This is a genomic window from Chryseobacterium sp. HNCC26DJ239, from assembly GCF_057180445.1.
Genome location: NZ_JBXUGJ010000001.1, coordinates 44,874 through 57,814, shown reverse-complemented (window position 1 = coordinate 57,814; position 12,941 = coordinate 44,874). Strand labels below are relative to the sequence as shown.

Genomic DNA, 12,941 nt, shown 5'->3' with positions numbered 1-12,941 from the left:
TTTGAGCTTTTTAAAATTTTAAATAACTCTAAATCTTTTGTGACTTTAGCAGTTTAAAATAAAAATAATTTGAGCAACTTCGAAAATACCAATGGCTTTAAAATCATTCAAAACTGGATGATGGAAAAATCGATTTCGCCTTTTAAATTTCAGGTTCAAACTTGGGAAAAATTCGGGAATGGGTACAGCGGAATGGTGGTTGCGCCCACTGGTTTTGGGAAAACATTTTCTGTTTTTTTAGCTTTAATTTCAGATTTCCTGAATCATCCCGAAAAATACAAAAGCGGTTTGAAATTGATCTGGATTACGCCTCTTCGCTCGCTATCAAAAGACATCGCAAAAGCAATGCAGGAAGCCATTGACGAGATTGGTCTGGATTGGTCGGTTGGAGTGAGAAATGGGGATACAGACCCAAAAGTTCGGCAACAACAGGTTAAAAATATGCCTGAAATTTTGGTCGCAACTCCCGAAAGTTTACAGTTATTGTTGGGACAAAAAAATCATCAACGTTTTTTCAAAAATCTCCAAACGATTGTTGTGGATGAATGGCATGAATTGTTAGGCTCAAAACGAGGTGTTTTAGTTGAATTGGGAATTTCTCAGCTTAGAAAATATGTTTCTAAACTTAAAATTTGGGGAATTACGGCAACAATTGGAAACCTCGATGAAGCAATGGAAGTTTTAATTCCATATTCCATTAAAAAGACAAAAATTACCGCTAAAGAACATAAGAAAATTGAAATTCTCCCTGTCTTTCCGGATGAAGTTGAAATTTTACCTTGGGCAGGACATCTCGGTCAGAAATTAGCCGATAAAGTAGTTCCCATTATTTTAAACTCAAAATCTACGATTGTTTTCACAAATACAAGAAGCCAGAGTGAAATGTGGTATCAGCTTTTGTTGCAAGTTCATCCTGATTTTGCCGGACAAATCGCGATACATCACAGCTCGATAGACGCAGAATTGCGAAATTGGATTGAAGAAAATTTAAGTTCCGGAAAACTAAAAGCGGTAGTTTCAACATCATCTTTAGATTTAGGAATTGATTTTAAACCTGTTGATACTGTTATTCAAATTGGTTCTGCAAAAGGTGTTGCCAGATTTTTACAGCGTGCCGGAAGAAGCGGCCACTCCCCTTTTGAAATCTCTAAAATATATTGCGTTCCAACGCATTCTTTAGAATTAATTGAAGTTTCTGCTTTAAAAGAAGCGGTAAAACAAAATGTAATTGAACCTAGAGAACCGGAAGTTTTGTGTTTTGATGTTTTGGTTCAGTTTCTGATGACTTTGGCAATTGGCGACGGATTTTATCCCGAAGAAACCTACGAAAGAATCAAGCAAGTTTACACTTTTCAGGAAATTACGAATGAAGAATGGAAATCGATAATCGAATTTCTTACAATTGGTGGAAGTGCTCTGAAAAGCTACGAAGAATATCACAAAGTGGTCGTAATGGAAGACGGTTTGCATAAAGTAACTTCTCGAAAAATAGCCATGCTTCACCGAATGAATATGGGCGCAATTGTAAGTGATGCGATGCTGAAAGTAAAATTTATTTCCGGCGGATATATTGGAATGGTTGAGGAATATTTTATTTCCAGATTGAAGAAAGAAGAGAAATTTATTTTGGCTGGAAGAGTTTTGGAAGTCGCGATGATTAAGGACATGACGGTTTTTGTGCGTGCTTCTAAAGGAAAAGCTCAAGCTCCGAGTTATTTGGGGGGAAGATTGCCGTTGAGCACCAATTTAGGACAGTTTTTAAGAGAAAAATTGTCAATTGCTTTAAACCCGAAAGCTTCTGAGAAAGAATTGAAATTTTTGCATCCGCTTTTAATGAATCAGGAAGAGCGTTCTCATATTCCAAAAGAAGATGAATTTTTGGTGGAAATGATTAAAAACCGCGAAGGTTATCATCTGTTTATGTATCCGTTTGAAGGGAGGTTGGTGCACGAAGTGATGGCTGCTTTAGTTGCATATCGAATCTCGAAATTAGCACCCATTTCGTTTTCGATGGCCATGAATGATTATGGTTTTGAATTATTTAGCGATAAAGAAATTCCCTTAAACGAAGAAAATTTAGGAAAAATTTTAAGCAGAGAAAATCTCATGACTGATGTAATTTCCAGTATAAATGCGGCAGAAATGGCTCGAAGAAAATTTCGTGATATTGCAGTAATTTCTGGGATGGTGGTTCAGAATTTTCCTGGGCAACAACGTTCTAATAAATCTCTGCAAAGTTCGGCAGGATTAATTTTTAAAGTTTTGGAAGAGCATGATCCCAATCATTTTCTTGTAAGACAGGCGTATACCGAGGTTTTTAACATGCAATTGCAGGAGCAAAGATTGGTAGAGGCTTTTAAAAGAATTGAAAAATCGAAAATTGTTTTGAAATTTTCTAATGCTTTTACACCACTAAGTTTCCCTATAAAAGTAGATAGTTTGCGACAGACTTTAACGAGTGAAGATTTGGATGCAAGAGTTCAAAAATTGATTGAACAAGCAAAAAAGATAAAATAGATTGACTTTTAGTGAATTGTTGATAAAATTTTCTTTTTACAATAATATTTATGGTGGAATATTTTTAATATCACTTCATTTTCCATATTTTTACTCTGTCAATTTAATAGTAAGTTTCCGTGAAGTTTGTTCAAGCCCTTAAAATTCTAATTTTTACAGGCTGTTTTTTGTTTGTGAGCGTTTTCTCTTTTGCACAGAATACAATATCTGAAACGCAACTCGACCAAAAAATGGAAGCAAATACCAAACTTTACAAAACCAATATCGACAAGGCTTTCCAAGAACTCCCGAAGTTATTAGAGCTTTCAAGAAAGTTGAAAAGCACAAATATTGAAATGAAAATTATCGATAGAAAATGTCGGTATTTTTACAGCAAAAACCTTACAGATAGCCTCATTGTACAAGCTGAAATTCTTAAAAAAGTATCTTCTAATTATCGAGATTTTTATTTTGAAGCCATGGCAAATGTATATCTTGCCGAGACCTACTCTATTAATAATCTACCCGATCGAGCCATAGAAAACCTTGATGAAGCTTACGAATTGCTAGAAAAAGCAGATCAAAATAGTGAAAAAGTATTTTTTGCCAAAGCAAATGTGCTAAGCAGTTTTGCCAATATTTATTTAGATAAAAAAGAACCACGACAAGCGTCGAAAAAGATTTTTCAAGTCATAAAAAATGGAGAGGAGATTGTCGATCAAGAGAAAAGAAATGCCTTTCAGTATTTAAATTATTCAAATCTTGCGAATATTTACCTTCAATTGAATATTGATTCGGCAAAGATATTTGCAGATAAGTCTTTGGCAATTCAGCCCAATAAAAATGTAGACGACAGAAATTTGATGACGAATTACACGGTTTTAGGAAATTATTATGAGAAAAAAGAAGATTTTAAGTTGGCGATTGATTATTTTCAAAAAGCTTTAAAAATAAATAAAGACAACGGAATCGATCTTAATTTAAATGAAATCTATCTTCCTTTACAAAGAATTTATTCTGCGATCCATCAAGACGACAGCGCAGAGTTTTATCGAATGAAAGCTGAAGCTTATGATTTGAAGATAATGAATAGTAAGTACAATTCTTTGCAGAAGGTTTTAAGTAAAGAGAAGGAACAGAACAATTCGTCTTCCTATTATCTTTATATTATCTTGGGAATGGGCGTTTTTAGCGCGCTTGGAATTTATTATTTCAGCAGAAAAAGAAAGTCTTTGCAGGATCAAGATTCGGAAGCTAAAACAGAAAAAAATGCTCCATCATCGGAAGTTTTACAGCAACTTATTGAGCTTTTAGAAAAAAATGACCCTACTTTTTTAATTAATTTTGAATTGGCTTTCCCTGATTTTGCGGCAAGTCTTTCAGCGAGTCATTCAGATTTGCAGCCTTCGGAAAGAGAGTTTTGTGCGCTTCTAAAACTGAAACTAAGTACAAAAGAAATTGCAAAATTTACTTTTATTGAAACCAGAACAGTTCAAAATAAAAAATACCGGTTGCGAAAAAAATTAGGAATTCCTCAAGAGGTCGATATTTACCAATATATCGATCAGATATAATTGCAATATTCATAATTATTTCATTTTATTTTAACAATTATATAACATGAATTGTTTTGTATTTTGAAGCACTTCTAAATTCAAAATATTAAAAATGTATATGTTTTTTGCTGCAACAGCATTTCAGACAAGGTTAGAAATCTTCTTTTTAGCCCATCAAAGTATGTGATGAGTATCAAAATAAATTATATTTTCTAGAGAAAAAGAACACCTGCTTCGTTTCTGTTTTAGATTTGTAAAGACATTAATCATTAAAAAATTAAGGTACATACCAATTTAATATTTATTGATTATTTAATCTTTTTTTTAACAATTTAAAAAACATTAAAACTATGACGGTGAGATCTATCTTATTAAAACAATTAGTCTTGGCTTCTGCGACTGTTTTATCTACGACTGGAGTTTCTGCACAGCAACAATGGCAGAATGTTGGGAGCGCATCTACAATATCTGCAGGTGGTGCAGGTTATATTAATCTTCTTACAAATAGCACAGGAACTTATTCTGTTTCTTATTATGATGTAAGTGTTGCAAAAGGATCTGTACAGCAATACAATGGTACTTCTTGGTCTTATGCAGGTGGTGTTGCAGGAATTACAACCGGTACAGCTACTTTCAGTTCGCTTGCACAAGACAGTGCTGGAAATCTCTATTACAGCAATCAGGTTGGATATCCCGGATCAGGAATGGAGGTAAGAAAATTTAGTGGCGGAGGTTGGTCTTCTTTAACCAATCCAACTTCAAACACTGTTAATTATCAAGCGATTGCAATATCTTCTTCAGACGTGCTTTTTGCGTTTAATTCTGAAGGTTCTGGAAATGTAAAAAGATTAAATAACGGAGTTTGGGAACAGGTAGGAAACACCAATTTTGCAGGAGGTGCAACGTATGCAAAAATGGTTATTGGTTCTGATAACAATATTTATGTAGCTCAAATTGCAAGTGGTTTGAAAGTCTATAAAATTGCTACAAATGCAACAAGTACCGATACTTGGACATTAGTGGGGGGAGTAAGCGCTGCTTCTGCATATTCTTCGGACAGTTCTTTTATTGATATTGCTTTAGATAGCAACAATACACCATATATTTCTTATGTTTCTTCTTCTGCAGAAGGTAAAAAACTAAATGTTAAGAAATTCGACGGAACAAATTGGGTACAGGTTGGGCCTGCTAATTTTTCTGATACCGTAGTAAATTATACAGCGATTGCAGTAGCTCCAAATGGCTCTATTTATACAGCGGCAAGTGTTTGGGACAGTTCGAATGCAAACCATGGGAAAAACTCTGTTTACACCTATAATTCAGGGTCTAATACTTGGACAAAAGTGGGAACCAATGTAATTTCAGACGGTGCAGCAACATATAACGATTTGGCGGTAGATTCTTCAAATAAAATTGTTTTGGCTTATTCTGATGGTGGTTTGAAAGTAAAAACGTTTGATTCTGCTCTACTGGCGGTAAGAGATGTAAAATCTAACACAGAAAATATTAAACTTTACCCAAATCCCGTGACAGATTATGTATATGTAATAGGTGCAAAAAACATTACTAAAGCTTCAGTATACAGTATTTCTGGACAGTTAATTTCCCCGGATTTTGATGCTGAAAAAGTAAATGTAAGATCATTAAAAACAGGTTCTTATGTCTTGAATTTAATGTTCAATGACGGATCTGAAATCACAAAAAAAATTCTTAAAAAATAAACAACATTCATAAAACTTAATACATAAACAGAATCCTTAAATTAGGGGTTCTGTTTTTTATTGTATATGAAAATAAAACAATAAATTAGTAGCTGTTTATGAAGATCGCGACAAAAAAAATTACCGTTCAAAACCAAGAATTTACATTTACCAATCGGCGTGCAATGTTTTGGGAAAACCAAAAAGCGCTGGTTCTTTCGGATCTTCATATCGGTAAAACGGCGCATTTTAGAAAAAACGGAATTGCTCTTTCAAATACTATTTTTGAAAAAGATTTGGAACGACTTTCCCTATTAATTGATTATTTTAAACCTGAAAAAATAATTTTTGTTGGCGATTTGCTCCACGCCGGAGATAATTCTGAAGTTACAGCATTTTGTGATTGGAAAAGCAAGTATCAAGATCTTGAATTTCTTCTGATTGAAGGAAATCACGATAAAATTAATTCGTCTTTGAAGACCAAACTTTCCTTAGATTTTAGCGAAACAAAGCTCGAATTTCAAGATTTAATTTTCACGCATAATTTTGAAGCTTCCGAAAGCAAATTTCAGATTTCCGGACATATTCACCCTGGTTTTGTTTTAGATTCTGCTGTGAAAAATATTGTACTTCCCTGTTTCGTAGTATCAGAAAATCAAATTCTTCTTCCTGCTTTTAGCGAGTTTACGGGTTTAGATACAAAAAATCTTCCGCAAAAAGGAAGATTCTATGTGTTTACAAATTCTGAAATATATGAAATTTAAATCGACTTAAAGATCAGCAAACCATTTGTAAATATCGACATCAGAAGCGATGTTAAGTTTTTTTCGTAGCCTGTTTTTTCTGTTTTGAATGGCTTTAGGAGTTACAAAAATAAAAGTTGCAATTTCTTTGGTCGTAAAATCTAGCTTTAAATAAATACAAAATATAAGCTCGGATTTTTTCAGATTCTGATTGATATTTTTTAATCTCTCAAAAAAGATTGGATGGGCGGTTTTGCATACATTTAAAAGTCTCGGAGAATTTTCTTTCGCTAGTTTTATAATCTCTTCGTTTTCTGTAAAATTATCTTCTATTTCTACTGTTGCTTCAGTGTTGGTTTTCGTGCTATTCATTATAAAATTCCCTATTTTATGGGTTAAAAAAACAGCTTTATGAGCTGTTGTTATTATTTCGCAATTGCGAATTTTTTGATTGTGGTTTTCAAATATAGTTCCAAAAAGACTTATCTTTTTATGATTATAATCACACAAATGTTCTGTACATCTCCCTTTACAAGGGGTGAATTTAGCTGTTGTGGTACTTATGTGGTATCTAAATAATTCACAGATGAACAAAATTATTTTTTCTTTACAAACTTAAAAACTACTAAAAAAAGCCTATGATTTGTGAAGATCTTTTACTTTCGTTTGGAGCAGAATATAAATCTTATGACGACGGAGAAAGAATTTTTTCAGAGAATGATATTCCTAATTTTCACTACTTTATTATTGAAGGTAAAGTAAAACTCAATAACTATATAGAAAACGGTAAAGAATTTATACATGCAATTCTAAGTGAAAATTGCAGCATTGCAGAAAGTTATCTTTTCTGTGATAAAAGATACAGTATTAATGCGTATACAATTTCCAAAGTGAAGCTTTTGCGTACTCCAAAAGTATGTTTTATAGCCTTATTGAATGAAAATCCTAGCTATTACAGCGAAATTCTAAGATGCAGCGCTAAGTTTATTCATAGCCAACTGATTATGATGCAGACAATCGCCATACAGAGCCCAGAAGTAAAAATTAAAATTTTTCTTGATCTTTTTAAAGAAAATCAGGTTTCTCAGTATGAAGAATCTTTCCTATTGCAATTACCTCTTACACGTCAACAATTAGCTTCTTTTACAGGTCTAAGTGTAGAAACTGTAATAAGAGCAATCAAAAACATGGAAAAAAATGGCGTTGTAAAAATTCAAAATAGAAAAATATGGTATTAGTAATAAATTTTACGTTCTTCTATCTTTAAAAGGTTATTTTTCTCAAGTTTTTTGGCAGTTCTAATAACAGTTTCAACGCGCAAACCTACTAAATCAGCAATCTGCTGACGTGTAAGTTTTACTCTGAAAGAATATTTTTCATCATCTTTATGAAAGCTTTTTAGATAATCTAAGAGTCCTAAAATCCTTTTTTCTGGTAATGGAAATGCCAAATTCTGAATCATTGCGGTCTTAAAATAAAGTCTTTGAGAAAGGCATTTATTGGTATCAATTGATATTTCTGGTTTCTCTTCAAGCATTTTGTAAAAATCGCTTTTTTTTAGTTTCAAAATTTTACATTCGCTTAGTGCAATTGCGTTAATATTGTAGTTTTTATTAAGGAATAAAAAGGAATCTCCGAAACTTTGGTCTTCTCCAAGAATATTTTGTATAAACTCGTTGCCAAGTTCATTATAATTATTTTCCTTAATCATACCACTTATGATTTGGTAATAAAATGCGGGTTTCTCATCTTCCTTAAAAATATATTCGTTTTGATGATAAATTTTTGCTTCTGCCCCAAATTCCAGAAGTATTATTTCATCAATTTTCATACAGCTAAGTGTCTTTGCTACCGGAAAATTATCTACCATAATTTTACATTTATATTAAACCATTACATATTTTAAGCCAAAAAAAATTCTATTCCTGATAAAGAATAGAATTAAAGACTTATTAAATAACTAAACAAAGTTTTTATGTTTAAGAATGCTAAGATATTACTCTGTATTATAATGAATTATGATTGTAATCATAATAATTTAATTTTATTAGCAATTTTTATTTATGAATTGTGATTTGAACATAAATTAATCAATTTTACGTTGAATATTCATTGAATTTATAAAATTGGTCGGCTTTTTGAATTAATTAAAAAATCACACAAAAAAATATTATTATGTCTACAGAAAATCTTACGCGAAATGATGCGGTAAAAAAAATCAAAGAACTTTCAGAAAGTGCCAGAATTTGTATGTTTTGTACAGACCTTGGAAGTCTTCCAAATAATTCCAGACCTATGACTTTACAGGAAACCGACGATACTGGAAATTTATGGTTTATAAGTAGTGATACGAGTAATAAAAATTTCGAAATTAAAGAAGATAATAGAGTTCAGCTTTATTTTATGAATAATTCGAACTCTGAATATCTTTCAGTTTTCGGTGAAGCGTTTGTTTACAAAGACAAATCTACCATTGAAGATAAATGGTCGCCTCTTGCCAACGCTTGGTTTGATGGTAAAGAAGATCCTAATGTAAGCATTATAAGAGTAGAGCCTAAAAATACTTATTACTGGGATACAAAAGCAGGAAAATTGGTAAGTCTCATGAATTTTGTTGCAGCCGCCATTAGTGGAAATAAAACAGATAATTCTGATGGTGTAGAAGGAACGGCTAATCTTTAGCAAACAACCAAAAGATCTAATTTTTAAATACTAAAGTCATGATTTTTGAAGACGAGCCAAAACCTGTTATTCAGGAAGCAATTGCACGACAAAATACCTCGTTGGTTTCTCAGATTATCAGTTTTGGGGCAGATAAATCTTTTATATTGAATTCGTTACAAAGAATGAAAACTAGCACTGTATGCGAATTAAGAAAAAAGCGTATCGATCATTTCATTTCCGAATATTTATCAAATTTTTCGGGGTTTGTAGAAAATCAGGGCTTCGATACATTTGCTGAAGATTACAGGATCTGTCCAGTCTACGCCAAACAGTCTTATGAAAAAGTTTTGAGAGAGCAAGAATATTTAAATAAAGTAATGACAGGTTTAAATTTTGAGTAATTTTAAAATGAAAACATAAAACAAATCAAACTTTAAAAAGTTTGATTTGTTTTTTAATCTGTAATAAAATTCTTTCTGGCAAGCTCTTTACGTACACGGCTTAAACTTTCGGGCGTTATTCCTAGGTAAGAAGCAATCATCCATTGTGGGACGCGCAATAAAAGATCTGGATACATTTTTGTGAATTTCATATATCTTTCTTCCGCCGTCTCGCCAAGAAGAGAATTTATTCTGTCTTGAAGACTTTTTACATGCTTTTGAATAATGAGATCATTTCTTTCGATCGTATTGGGAAATTCTTCTAGCAACTTACTAAAGAAATCGGGTTTTAAAAATAATACTTCAGAATCTTCTACTGCTTCTATGTAATAATTAGATTTCTCATTAAAATAAAGACTGCTTCTATCACCAATTAGCCAATTTTCTGGCGCAAATTGAATAATGTGCTCTTTACCATTTTTATCAATAGAATACATTCTTAGCAAACCTTTTTCTACGAAAAAAGTATGATGACAAACCTCTCCTTGCTGCAAAAGAAATTCGTGTTTGTTTATTTTCCTAGATTCGTACTGAATGCTGCACAAACTTAATTTTTCTGCAGGAACCTCAAATACATTGGCTAAATAGTTCTGAATATTACTCATTTTTAAATTACGCTTAAAGAAATGTTTTGATGTGAAGCATCGGTAATTGGTTTTCCGTTTTCAAAGACAATTAATTGAGGACTTTCATGTCTTACATTAAAATCTTCCGCTATTTTATTAGATAGATCCCTATATTTTATAAGATCTAAAAAATAAAAAACTATGTTTGTATCGGGATTCTGAGATACTTCTTTCTCAAAATTCTTCAAAACAGTTTTGCTTATGAAACATCGCGTAGAATGTTTAAATATTGCAATTTTAGTATTCTCAGATTGGTTAATGGCTTCTTTAAGATCATTATCATTCTCTATCACTTTCCAGAATGATGTATTGCCAGAACTTTCATCTTCCTTTTTTTCTCCGAATATTTTATTGAATAAACTCATGCGCTAAATTGTTTTAAATGGTGATTAAGATGCTTATATTCTAAAAATCCCCAATCTTTTTGAGACATTTTCCCGAACAAAGAATGAGATTTTGGCAATTGTTTTTGCAAATAACACTCTCTGTACCGATCGAGACTTTGAAGAAGTTCTTTTTGAGCTTTTTCAAAATCACTATCAAAAGTAACAATAAGTTTCTTAAAAGTAGGCATATTATGCGGAATTCCGTTGTTGAATATCGTCATTTCGTATTTCGTGAGAGCGCCTATCCATCGAAAAACAAAAAAAGGTTTGGGTAATTTTGTTTTTCCAATCGGTACATTCAAAACAAGACTACAGTGCATAAGCATTTGAGCAGCATTCATCTTGCCCCATTTTCTTTTGGAAGAGGGCTTAAGATTACTGATTCTATCTTTAATTTCTTGAAAATCGAGATCGTTGTGTAGGCTTTTTTTTACCAACCTTTTTCTTTCTTTAAATTTTCGATATGTGCAAAATGATGGTTACAATGCCAAACATAAAGAGCAAGGCACACTCTCAGATTATAATCTTTTTGTACTTCGGGATGATGAAATGTGCGTTCAAATTGCTTATTGGTAAGCGATTTCAGTAAGTGAGTCCATCTTTGGTGAATTCCTTTCAGCATTCTCATAGCTGGTTTTATATTAATCGAAATACTATCTTGAAGTTCAGCCCATTTTGCTTCTTCATACGGTTTTATAACTGGATTTTCTTCAGTAAGAGCAAGTTTAAATCTTATAAAACTATTGGCATGACTGTCTGCAAGATGGTTAATCAATTGGCGTACAGTCCATCCTTTTTCACGATAAGGAGTATCGAGTTGCTCATCAGAAAAGTTTTCTACTAGATTTTTAAGCTTTCCAGGGAAATCTTTAATTACTTTAATATACTCGTCTAGTTCTGTGTCGGAAATTGTTTGTGGCTCGTTAAAATTCCCAATGGGATAGCGTTTAGATTCAAGATTACTCATATTTTTTTGATAAGGTTTTTTAAAATGTATAATAAAATTACAGCGTCTCCATCCTTTAGATAATAAAGCATCTTATTGATATGGTTATTATTCTTTGAATACAATATGAAATAATGATGGTATTTTTTTATTTCTAAATCTGTTAAGATAATTTCACAGTTATCGAAAGCAATTTTTGTATCATCAAATGTAACACCAGAAATCTTATTGGTTTTTCCTTCTTTGGCTTCTTTTACAAAATTGTCTGCCATCTTGTAGAAATAATGATTCCAAAGAGCATTCAAAATACTGCAATATAAATTGTGTTTTTTTTGAAGTTCAATACCATAGAAAAGTTTAAAATCAATCTTCAGTTCTTTTCCATTTTTAGTTTTGATGAAAATATAATAAATGCGGCCAATGGTAAATTCTAGACCTTTAATAAATTCAATTCCATGGCGAAGTCCCGCAATGTCTTCTTTTTTTATAGTTGTAAAAGGTTGGCTTTTAAGGTTCGTATTTTCGTAAATAATTTCGTCAGAATTAACGATAAGCGATCGCGGTCGTGAATCATAAAAACTACGTTTAATAGTAAAGCTTTCCATACAGTGCCTATTTGTCCGATATTTTTAAAATGGACAGGTTTTTGAGTTTTAGTTTCGGTAAATTTACCAAAAAAGAAGTAAGTTTGGGATGAATATTGAGGTAATTGGTACCACTCTATTCTTATTTTTTTTAAGTTTAAAATAATAGTAAAATAGATATGAAAAAAGCATTGATCATCGTAGATGTTCAGAACGATTTTTGTGAAGGAGGCGCTTTGGCTGTACCAGAAGCAAAAGAAATTATTCCGTACATTAATCTTTTAATGGAAGAAAATCATTACGACCAAATTGTTCTTACACAAGATTGGCATCCTGCAGACCACAAAAGTTTTGCGTCTAACAATGGTAAAAATGTTGGCGAAACTATTATTTTGAATGGGGTTCCGCAATTTATGTGGCCAGATCATTGCGTTCAGGGTAGTAATGGAGCAAAATTTCATCCTGATTTGAATATTTCAAAAGTAAATCATACCGTACAAAAAGGAACCAATTCTTTAATTGACAGCTACAGTGGTTTTCAAGATAATAATCATTTCATGAAAACAGGTTTGGATGATTATTTAAAGTATCACGATATTCAATTGGTTGAAATTGTAGGTCTAGCTTTAGATTACTGTGTGAAGTTTACTGCATTAGACGCAGTTGCCAATGGATATGTAACTTGCGTTCACTTTAACGGAACCAAGGCTGTAAATGTAAAACCAGACAATGGTAGAGATGCCATTTATGAAATGATTCAAAAAGGTGTTACGATTTTAGGATAAAAAAAATCTCCATTA

The 12,941-nt window shown here is 32.2% G+C and carries 15 protein-coding genes; 8 read left to right on the top strand and 7 right to left on the bottom strand.

Annotation, left to right across the window (positions count from 1 at the left end):
* Positions 1-69 precede the first annotated feature (69 nt).
* The 4 genes from AC2A1D_RS00305 to pdeM all read left to right on the top strand — a co-directional run bounded on the left by AC2A1D_RS00305 (position 70) and on the right by pdeM (position 6,516).
* Positions 70-2,517 carry a ligase-associated DNA damage response DEXH box helicase gene (locus AC2A1D_RS00305; protein ID WP_484041675.1) on the top strand — a complete coding sequence of 816 codons (2,448 nt, stop codon included), beginning with the start codon at positions 70-72 and terminating at the stop codon, positions 2,515-2,517.
* Positions 2,518-2,747: 230 nt separating this feature from the next.
* Positions 2,748-4,070, top strand: coding sequence for a tetratricopeptide repeat protein (locus tag AC2A1D_RS00300; RefSeq protein ID WP_484041674.1), 1,323 nt, complete (start codon positions 2,748-2,750; stop codon positions 4,068-4,070).
* A 338-nt stretch (positions 4,071-4,408) separates the two neighbouring features.
* The gene (locus tag AC2A1D_RS00295) at positions 4,409-5,773 is read left to right on the top strand and encodes a T9SS type A sorting domain-containing protein (protein WP_484041673.1); all 1,365 of its coding nucleotides are present in this window, start codon (positions 4,409-4,411) and stop codon (positions 5,771-5,773) included.
* Positions 5,774-5,871: 98 nt separating this feature from the next.
* Positions 5,872-6,516: a ligase-associated DNA damage response endonuclease PdeM gene (gene pdeM, locus AC2A1D_RS00290; RefSeq protein ID WP_484041672.1), complete on the top strand. Its 645-nt coding sequence runs from the start codon at positions 5,872-5,874 to the stop codon at positions 6,514-6,516.
* A gap of 6 nt (positions 6,517-6,522) precedes the next feature.
* Here the strand turns inward: pdeM and AC2A1D_RS00285 are convergent, their stop codons facing one another.
* Positions 6,523-6,867, bottom strand: coding sequence for a helix-turn-helix transcriptional regulator (locus AC2A1D_RS00285; RefSeq protein ID WP_484041671.1), 345 nt, complete (start codon positions 6,865-6,867; stop codon positions 6,523-6,525).
* Between the two features lie 266 nt (positions 6,868-7,133).
* Between AC2A1D_RS00285 and AC2A1D_RS00280 the strand changes: the two genes are divergently transcribed.
* Positions 7,134-7,733 carry a Crp/Fnr family transcriptional regulator gene (locus AC2A1D_RS00280; protein WP_484041670.1) on the top strand — a complete coding sequence of 200 codons (600 nt, stop codon included), beginning with the start codon at positions 7,134-7,136 and terminating at the stop codon, positions 7,731-7,733.
* On the opposite strand, the gene AC2A1D_RS00275 is transcribed toward AC2A1D_RS00280, so the two are convergent.
* A complete protein-coding gene (locus tag AC2A1D_RS00275; RefSeq protein WP_484041669.1) occupies positions 7,730-8,365 on the bottom strand; it encodes a Crp/Fnr family transcriptional regulator in 636 nt (211 codons plus the stop codon). The two genes, AC2A1D_RS00280 and AC2A1D_RS00275, sit on opposite strands and share 4 nt — an antisense overlap.
* A gap of 305 nt (positions 8,366-8,670) precedes the next feature.
* On the opposite strand from AC2A1D_RS00275, the gene AC2A1D_RS00270 reads away from it, so the two are divergent.
* Both AC2A1D_RS00270 and AC2A1D_RS00265 read left to right on the top strand, forming a co-directional pair.
* The gene (locus AC2A1D_RS00270) at positions 8,671-9,177 is read left to right on the top strand and encodes a pyridoxamine 5'-phosphate oxidase family protein (RefSeq protein WP_484041668.1); all 507 of its coding nucleotides are present in this window, start codon (positions 8,671-8,673) and stop codon (positions 9,175-9,177) included.
* Positions 9,178-9,215: 38 nt separating this feature from the next.
* A complete protein-coding gene (locus tag AC2A1D_RS00265; RefSeq protein ID WP_484041667.1) occupies positions 9,216-9,560 on the top strand; it encodes a hypothetical protein in 345 nt (114 codons plus the stop codon).
* Between the two features lie 53 nt (positions 9,561-9,613).
* Here AC2A1D_RS00265 and AC2A1D_RS00260 read toward each other — a convergent pair whose 3' ends face one another.
* From AC2A1D_RS00260 to AC2A1D_RS00240, 5 genes are read right to left on the bottom strand one after another with little or no spacing between them, the layout of a single operon-like run.
* Entirely contained in the window at positions 9,614-10,204 is a 591-nt protein-coding gene (locus AC2A1D_RS00260; protein WP_484041666.1) for a Crp/Fnr family transcriptional regulator, read from the bottom strand.
* 2 nt (positions 10,205-10,206) lie between these two features.
* Positions 10,207-10,590 (bottom strand): bacillithiol system redox-active protein YtxJ, encoded by a 384-nt coding sequence (ytxJ, locus tag AC2A1D_RS00255; RefSeq protein WP_484041665.1) that lies wholly within the window; start codon positions 10,588-10,590, stop codon positions 10,207-10,209.
* Complete coding sequence (locus AC2A1D_RS00250; RefSeq protein WP_484041664.1) at positions 10,587-11,048, bottom strand: DUF1569 domain-containing protein; 462 nt, start codon at positions 11,046-11,048, stop codon at positions 10,587-10,589. Before AC2A1D_RS00250 ends, ytxJ begins: the two co-directional genes overlap by 4 nt.
* A complete protein-coding gene (locus AC2A1D_RS00245) occupies positions 11,042-11,578 on the bottom strand; it encodes a YfiT family bacillithiol transferase (protein WP_484041663.1) in 537 nt (178 codons plus the stop codon). The genes AC2A1D_RS00250 and AC2A1D_RS00245 overlap by 7 nt, the downstream gene beginning before the upstream one ends.
* Positions 11,575-12,162, bottom strand: a complete 588-nt coding sequence (locus AC2A1D_RS00240) for a hypothetical protein (RefSeq protein ID WP_484041662.1) — start codon at positions 12,160-12,162, stop codon at positions 11,575-11,577. Before AC2A1D_RS00240 ends, AC2A1D_RS00245 begins: the two co-directional genes overlap by 4 nt.
* 158 nt (positions 12,163-12,320) lie before the next feature.
* Between AC2A1D_RS00240 and pncA the strand changes: the two genes are divergently transcribed.
* Positions 12,321-12,926, top strand: a complete 606-nt coding sequence (gene pncA, locus AC2A1D_RS00235; protein WP_484041661.1) for a bifunctional nicotinamidase/pyrazinamidase — start codon at positions 12,321-12,323, stop codon at positions 12,924-12,926.
* Positions 12,927-12,941: the final 15 nt, after the last annotated feature.

What these genes read in the sequence shown, in the direction of transcription:
- AC2A1D_RS00260 (WP_484041666.1), bottom strand. Translation starts at nt 10,204, where the DNA reads ATGAGTAATATTCAGAACTATTTAGCCAATGTATTTGAGGTTCCTGCA.
- pdeM (WP_484041672.1), top strand. Translation starts at nt 5,872, where the DNA reads ATGAAGATCGCGACAAAAAAAATTACCGTTCAAAACCAAGAATTTACA.
- AC2A1D_RS00270 (WP_484041668.1), top strand. Translation starts at nt 8,671, where the DNA reads ATGTCTACAGAAAATCTTACGCGAAATGATGCGGTAAAAAAAATCAAA.
- AC2A1D_RS00275 (WP_484041669.1), bottom strand. Translation starts at nt 8,365, where the DNA reads ATGGTAGATAATTTTCCGGTAGCAAAGACACTTAGCTGTATGAAAATT.
- AC2A1D_RS00245 (WP_484041663.1), bottom strand. Translation starts at nt 11,578, where the DNA reads ATGAGTAATCTTGAATCTAAACGCTATCCCATTGGGAATTTTAACGAG.
- ytxJ (WP_484041665.1), bottom strand. Translation starts at nt 10,590, where the DNA reads ATGAGTTTATTCAATAAAATATTCGGAGAAAAAAAGGAAGATGAAAGT.
- AC2A1D_RS00285 (WP_484041671.1), bottom strand. Translation starts at nt 6,867, where the DNA reads ATGAATAGCACGAAAACCAACACTGAAGCAACAGTAGAAATAGAAGAT.
- AC2A1D_RS00240 (WP_484041662.1), bottom strand. Translation starts at nt 12,162, where the DNA reads ATGGAAAGCTTTACTATTAAACGTAGTTTTTATGATTCACGACCGCGA.
- AC2A1D_RS00300 (WP_484041674.1), top strand. Translation starts at nt 2,748, where the DNA reads ATGGAAGCAAATACCAAACTTTACAAAACCAATATCGACAAGGCTTTC.
- AC2A1D_RS00265 (WP_484041667.1), top strand. Translation starts at nt 9,216, where the DNA reads ATGATTTTTGAAGACGAGCCAAAACCTGTTATTCAGGAAGCAATTGCA.
- AC2A1D_RS00280 (WP_484041670.1), top strand. Translation starts at nt 7,134, where the DNA reads ATGATTTGTGAAGATCTTTTACTTTCGTTTGGAGCAGAATATAAATCT.
- pncA (WP_484041661.1), top strand. Translation starts at nt 12,321, where the DNA reads ATGAAAAAAGCATTGATCATCGTAGATGTTCAGAACGATTTTTGTGAA.